Raw genomic sequence first — 6,102 nt, forward strand, 5'->3', positions numbered from 1 at the left:
TTGCAGTCCTGGCTCGTGACTTATAACAGCTCAATGCCAAATCGACGGAGCAGCAGGGCAAAGCCCCCAAAGCTCACCATGGTGATGACGATACTGCTGATAAGCGTTGGCCAGAATCCCAGTTTGGGCAGCAGCACTGGAAAAGCGATGAACATCGGCAGGGTCGGCAGCACGTACCAGAAGGTGTACCAAGCATGATTGGAGATCTTCTCCATGCTCTGGTTCTCCAGGTAAAGCCAGACCAGCGTCAAGACCGTGACCAGCAGCAGGGCGGCGACCAGCCCGCCCAGCTTGTCACTGCGCTTTGCCAGCTCCGATACGAGAATCACTAATCCGGCAGTGAGTAGATACTTCGTGATGATCCAAGCCATCGCTGAACCTTCTGGAGGTTATGGTCGGGGGCAGGCGAAGCCATTCACCAACCCCTCTCGAAGTGCTCCTGCCGTTTACGCCATCCTTCACCGCATGTCTTCTACGACATCACCCTCAGCCAAGAGGGTGATGTGTTTGTTTGGTTTTTACCGATCGATCAGTGTGAGGGCGACGGAACGCTTTCGTGGAAAGCTGCCCGCTCGATCTGGATGGTGCAGTGATGGATTTCGAATGCATCGCTGACAGCATCCACGACGGCCGCCAGCACAGCATCCCCATCTGCAGAATCCCGTATCACTACGTGCGACGTCATCACGTTGCTGCCACTGCTGACGGCCCAGACGTGCAAGTCATGAACGTCCGTAACGCCATCTACGCCGAGGATGGTAGCCTCGATTGCCGTCACGTCGAGCCCCCTCGGCACACCCTCCATGAGGATTCCCAGGCTTTCGCGAAGCAACTGCCACGTCCGCGGCAGAACCCAGAGGCCGATTGCCACAGCGACAATCGTGTCGACCCAAGTCCAGCCGGTGAAGCGGATGATGAGTGCCGCGATGATTACGCCTAGCGAGCCGAGCATGTCGCTCCAAACTTCGAGGTAGGCTCCTTTGACGTTGAGGCTCTCGTTGCTCGCAGATGCCAGAAGGCGCATCGAAATTAGGTTGATGATCAGGCCGGCGATTGCGATCCACATCATCGCTCCGGTAGCGATCTCCGCCGGCATGAAGAAGCGCTGGTAGGCCTCATACAAGATGTACATCGCCACCAGGAAGAGCAGCACGGCGTTGAACGTCGAAGCCAGAATTTCCAGGCGCGCATAGCCGAAGGTTCTTTTCTGATCTGCCGGCCGCTTGGCTATCTGAAGTGCAATCAGTGAGATCGCCAAGGCGGCAGTATCTGTGAACATGTGAGATGCGTCCGACAGCAGCGCCAGGCTGCCGGTAATCCACGCGCCGATCACTTCTGCAATCATGAAGCTGCCAGTCAAGGCGAGCGCCATGATTAGCTTCTTCTGATGCCCCTCGCGTACTGCAGCGCTGCCATGGTCGTGATTTGAACCCACGTATTTCTCCTTGCGCAGGGTTGTGGTCTCGTTGGCCTTCCTGTCTAGCTAGCCTTAGAGCGTCGCTTGGCCACACTGACTGCAAAATCTTGCTCCTGCACTCAGCAGCGAGCCGCAGGCGGTGCAACCACTCGATAGCGGTGTTCCGCAGTTTAGACAAAAGCGTGCTGACGGATCGTTGGCCGTCCGGCACTGCCTGCAGCCCTGCAGATCTTTGATGGGGGCTGGAGTGGCAGGGCGCCCGCCGTCATACACCTGATTGCCGCCGTCGCAGCCCTGCTGCCGGCCATGGCGATCATATTGCTCGGCCCCATGTCCCCCGCTGTGGTGCTTGCCTCCACCGTGGTTTTCACGACCATGGTGCCCGCCCAGGATGTTTTTGAAAAAGCTCATGGTATTCGCCCCTCATTGATGGGTGACATATTAACGAGCAAAAGTTGAAAATAATGTTCTGCTCGCGAGAAAGACTTGTAAGTTGAATTGAAAGTTCAAAATTAGCCTACGACAAAACGAAACCGTTTTGTTCGTGAAATTAAATTTATCTAGCTGAGCGGCGCATTGTTTTTGGTGGGTGGTATTCCCCTAATTTTGATCATAGCGTGATCATTGACAATCAAAGCAGCAGTTATTGGATTTCTGTCAGCATTGTAATCCCGAGGTCATCGTGTCGTTATCAGGTCCCGGAAATAATGCGCTCAGCGAGATTCATTTCTCTTTTTATCCCTATGCCTCACACATACTAAGCGTCCCCAACGCGTAGGGGCCCAAGGCCTCTGGCGCTCCGCACATTGCGCAATCGCTCAGCATCTGTCGACGGCTTGCCTTGTAGCTCCCGCTAACTCCATAGCTACCGCCATGGATAAGCAGCTTCCAGAGTTTGATAATGACACCTTCCAAATCCATTGTTCACACCCTGTTAAGCAAATGGATCTTTGCTATTCGCAATGCGCGGCAGAAAGGCATCAGTACTAATTTGCTAATCGGCCTGGTGACTTTTTGGTTGCTGCTATTCGCGAACGCTGAGCTCTGGAACGTGCTCTGGACGCTGGTATTCAAAACCGATGAAGTGAACTGGCTGCTAGCTGCTAGCCTCCCAGTCATAGTATTCGCATGGGTGTTTACCGTTCTGAGCTTGCTGTCATGGGGGCGGCTGGCCAAACCCTTGCTGTGTCTGGTACTGATCAGCGCGTCTTTCGCGAGTTACTTCATGAATGCCTACGGCATCGTGGTCGATTACACAATGTTCACCAACGTTGTGGAGACCGACGTCGCTGAGGCAACCGAGCTGCTGAATTGGAAGCTCGGTCTTTGGGTCGCAATGGTTGGGGTGTTGCCCGTCTACCTGATTGCCCGGGTTCCCCTCCGGCGTAAGCCTTGGGCCAAAGCTTTGGTCAGCAGGTTCATTGCTCTGTCGCTCGCTCTGTTGACCTTATCTGGCATCGCGTTGAGTCAGTACCAGTCGTATGCCTCCTTGCTGCGCAACAATCGGGAGATCCGGCTGATTCTGGTACCTACCAACTTGTTTGCGGCTGGCCATGGGTACCTGAAGCGTCAGCTGGCCTCACCTAAAACGCTGACGGCCATTGGTACTGATGCGGTAGTTAATCGACAGGGTGCGGCTCGTAAACCCAGGCTGCTGGTACTGGCAGTAGGAGAGACCGCTCGCTCCGCCAACTTCTCCCTCAACGGCTACTCCCGTGAAACGAATCCGGAACTAGAAAAGCGAAATGTCATTAGCTTCACGAACGTGAGCTCCTGCGGTACCGCCACCGCGGTCTCGCTGCCATGCATGTTCCTGGACGTGGGTAAGGCCCAGTACAAAGATGGCTTGGCCAAGAGCCGAGAAGGGCTGCTCGACGTGCTTCAACGCGCTGGCATCAGTGTCATGTGGACTGACAACAACTCGGGGTGCAAAGGGGTCTGCGACAGGATTCCCAACCACAAGGCTGCCTCTCACGCGGATTCCCAACTGTGCACCAGCGAGGAGTGTAAGGACGGGGTGCTGCTCACGGAGATGCAAGACTTCATCAAGCGCCAGGAAGGCGATGCTGTCCTGGTGCTCCACTACAAAGGCAGTCACGGCCCGGCCTACTACAAGCGCTACCCCTCGCAATTCAAGAAATTCGCACCGGTGTGCGAGACCAACGAGCTCGACAAATGTAAGCAGGAGGAGGTGGTCAATGCCTACGACAACTCAATCCTCTACACCGATTATGTGACTGCAAATCTCATCGATATCCTGACGGCCAACACCAAGTTCGACACTGCGCTAATGTACGTTTCGGACCACGGCGAATCGCTGGGGGAGGGTGGGCTCTATCTGCACGGGCTGCCTTACGCGATGGCTCCTGACGAGCAAACAAAGGTGCCGTTGGTACTTTGGATGTCTGACTCGCTCGCGAAGAGCGAAAAGGTCAACGTGGGTTGTTTGAAAGCTCAAACCACGTCACCGCTGAGCCACGACAACCTGTTCCACACCGTGCTCGGCATGATGAACGTCCAGACGTCCTCGTATCGCTCAGCGCTGGATTTCACAGCCCCTTGCAAGCCCTTGGCCGGAGGCTCTTATTCAGGCCTTTAAATGTTCGATATGGCCCGGATCATCGGCCAGGCGGCTCTGCACAAGCCTGCTTTGACAGCTGAGAGAAGCTGGACTAATTACATAGCTGCATCCAACAACCCAAGCGGAAAAGGAAGTTTTGCATGAGCATCAAGCCAGGCCCTAAGCGCACCAATGAAGATGGCACTCCGGACAAAAGGCAGCGAGTCACCCCTGAGAAGCAGAAGGACCATCCGGACCTGAAACCTCACAAGCACAAAAAGGGGGAGTAAGAGAAAAGCAGCTCTCGGGAGCTGCTTTTTTGTTTAGGCTGCGTGCAAACCTTCCTGACTGTAGTCGTGAGTCTTCTGCTTTGCGTGATCGGTTGGGGTTGTTTTAAGTCACTACAAGGTGGTCACTTGTCGGGCGCGACTCACAAAAAGCTTAGATCGGCTTGATTACCGCCTCGCTTTGGCTAGCTTGGAATCCATCGCTATCCATCGATTGCAGGGGGCTGCATGCGTTTGCGCGGAGATGTTTATTGAAGCTGGGCAGATCCTACGCTTCATCACCGGACCCACGAAGAGATCCTGAATGACGGATTTTATCTCGACGTGCAGGTAAAGCTTTCGCGGAAAGCCGCAACGCAGCTGTTTATCGGTGTGTACGCGCCGTCGGGAACCGCGCTTTATGAGGAAGCGTTCGACACCCGGCCGAACGAATCAATGACGAGCGCGTTGGCCTGGGGAGTCGCCAGAGCGCGTGTCGTAGCTACGTTGTAAACCACTTTTTTTCACTGTAAGCCACTGTGGTTTACAGTGAAAAAAGTGGTTTACAGCAGGCCTCCTCAGGCTTGAGTCAGCTCCAGCAGATCGCCCAGCTCCTCCCGGGCCATCTTCACTCAACACTGAGCCAGTCGTGAGGTTGCACCGCACAAAGTCTTCCGCATCTATGTCCCGCTTGGCAGAATTCGAAGGCGTGATGTCTGTACCTCCTTCAAATCCGCGATCATGGTCATGCGCCGACGCGATGGCGCGGCGCTGCCATTTGACATTTAAGAGAATACGAAATATTTGCGTACGGTCTCTACTACTTCCCAAGTTCCGGAAAAGCCAGGCTCTATAATAAATTTGTCGCCTGCTTTGAGGTGAATTGGCTGCTTACCATCGGGGGTAATCACGCAATAACCTTCTTGGAAGTCGCAGTACTCCCATTTGGTATAGGCCACGCGCCATTTACCGGGCGTGCATATCCATGTACCCATAATCTTCGACCCATCTTCCGAGGTGTACGAGTTCAGATTGACAGTGTGAGGCTCGCCCGACAGCCGTTCCCAGGTGCATGCGTCAAGAACTGGTAAAGGGGAGGTGTCGCGCAGTACAACGATTAGGTCTTTCATAGAATGTGTTCGTGTGGTGATGATGTTTTGTAGCATCACAAAGTATGTCAGAAGAGAGATGTCTGTACCCGACACTAATATGCCCGTTTGCGAATTTCTGTCTAGGCTAACTCCATATGAAGGTGAGCGTTAGTGTTTTTTATATCTGATTATCAGCTCAAATGGTCGATGTTTCTATCCGGCCATTCAAAAACGATCTGAGGGTGGCGGTGGAAGGTGGTGATGTATTGAACTACGCTATACATGCGTCGCTGCAATAAACTAAATTGCATGAGAATAAAAATGCCAGAAGAATCTTATTGTAGCTATGATGAAGCTCGCCAGATAATTGCCGCGCTTAATATATGCACTGCCGGTCAATATAGGAGTCGATACAAAGAGCATGCGGGATTACCATCAAATCCCCCAATTTTCTTTGCGGGAAAAGGATGGGATTGTTGGTATGTGTTTCTGAGCAAGGCAAAGCCAGACTTATACGAATCGTTGTCGCAAGCACAGATTGCAGCAAGGTTTCTAGGTATTTCAACTCAGCTAGAATACGTGGCTCGTTATAAGGAAGACTCACGTCTGCCTTCCGATCCCGTACGGTTTTACGATGAATGCAAATCTTGGAGGCATTTCTTCCAAGAGGATTATGAGAAAGCTTATCCAACCTATGAAGAAGCAAAAAGCGCAGCGAGAAGGCTAGGTGTACACACCGCGAAAGAATATAAAAACCGTTACTTAGGG

Annotated in this window: 7 protein-coding genes and 1 pseudogene; 4 read left to right on the top strand and 4 right to left on the bottom strand. The window is 53.2% G+C overall.

Annotation, left to right across the window (positions count from 1 at the left end):
- Nucleotides 1-20: 20 nt before the first annotated feature.
- The 3 genes from PM2_RS26770 to PM2_RS30415 form a co-directional block, all read right to left on the bottom strand.
- Complete coding sequence (locus PM2_RS26770) at nucleotides 21-371, bottom strand: DUF3147 family protein (protein WP_004577662.1); 351 nt, start codon at nucleotides 369-371, stop codon at nucleotides 21-23.
- A 158-nt stretch (nucleotides 372-529) separates the two neighbouring features.
- Nucleotides 530-1,435: a cation diffusion facilitator family transporter gene (locus PM2_RS26775; protein ID WP_004577663.1), complete on the bottom strand. Its 906-nt coding sequence runs from the start codon at nucleotides 1,433-1,435 to the stop codon at nucleotides 530-532.
- A 54-nt stretch (nucleotides 1,436-1,489) separates the two neighbouring features.
- Nucleotides 1,490-1,828, bottom strand: a complete 339-nt coding sequence (locus tag PM2_RS30415) for a zinc ribbon domain-containing protein (RefSeq protein ID WP_080635014.1) — start codon at nucleotides 1,826-1,828, stop codon at nucleotides 1,490-1,492.
- 490 nt (nucleotides 1,829-2,318) lie between these two features.
- Here PM2_RS30415 and PM2_RS26785 point away from each other — a divergent pair, with 490 nt between their 5' ends.
- The 3 genes and pseudogenes from PM2_RS26785 (at nucleotide 2,319) to PM2_RS31670 (ending at nucleotide 4,756) form a co-directional block, all read left to right on the top strand.
- Nucleotides 2,319-4,016, top strand: coding sequence for a phosphoethanolamine transferase (locus tag PM2_RS26785; RefSeq protein WP_004577664.1), 1,698 nt, complete (start codon nucleotides 2,319-2,321; stop codon nucleotides 4,014-4,016).
- Nucleotides 4,017-4,138: 122 nt separating this feature from the next.
- Nucleotides 4,139-4,267 carry a hypothetical protein gene (locus PM2_RS31825; RefSeq protein WP_003253468.1) on the top strand — a complete coding sequence of 43 codons (129 nt, stop codon included), beginning with the start codon at nucleotides 4,139-4,141 and terminating at the stop codon, nucleotides 4,265-4,267.
- A 225-nt stretch (nucleotides 4,268-4,492) separates the two neighbouring features.
- Nucleotides 4,493-4,756 (top strand): annotated as a pseudogene (locus PM2_RS31670) (hypothetical protein).
- Between the two features lie 272 nt (nucleotides 4,757-5,028).
- Here the strand turns inward: PM2_RS31670 and PM2_RS26790 are convergent.
- The gene (locus PM2_RS26790; protein WP_004577665.1) at nucleotides 5,029-5,373 is read right to left on the bottom strand and encodes a cupin domain-containing protein; all 345 of its coding nucleotides are present in this window, start codon (nucleotides 5,371-5,373) and stop codon (nucleotides 5,029-5,031) included.
- Nucleotides 5,374-5,655: 282 nt separating this feature from the next.
- Here PM2_RS26790 and PM2_RS30425 point away from each other — a divergent pair.
- Nucleotides 5,656-6,102: integrase repeat-containing protein (locus PM2_RS30425; RefSeq protein WP_217998276.1), on the top strand; the 447-nt coding region annotated here is incomplete at its 3' end.

This window comes from Pseudomonas monteilii NBRC 103158 = DSM 14164 (assembly GCF_000730605.1).
Classification (GTDB): domain Bacteria; phylum Pseudomonadota; class Gammaproteobacteria; order Pseudomonadales; family Pseudomonadaceae; genus Aquipseudomonas; species Aquipseudomonas monteilii.

What these genes read in the sequence shown, in the direction of transcription:
- PM2_RS26770 (WP_004577662.1), bottom strand. Translation starts at nt 371, where the DNA reads ATGGCTTGGATCATCACGAAGTATCTACTCACTGCCGGATTAGTGATT.
- PM2_RS30415 (WP_080635014.1), bottom strand. Translation starts at nt 1,828, where the DNA reads ATGAGCTTTTTCAAAAACATCCTGGGCGGGCACCATGGTCGTGAAAAC.
- PM2_RS26785 (WP_004577664.1), top strand. Translation starts at nt 2,319, where the DNA reads ATGACACCTTCCAAATCCATTGTTCACACCCTGTTAAGCAAATGGATC.
- PM2_RS31825 (WP_003253468.1), top strand. Translation starts at nt 4,139, where the DNA reads ATGAGCATCAAGCCAGGCCCTAAGCGCACCAATGAAGATGGCACTCCG.
- PM2_RS26790 (WP_004577665.1), bottom strand. Translation starts at nt 5,373, where the DNA reads ATGAAAGACCTAATCGTTGTACTGCGCGACACCTCCCCTTTACCAGTT.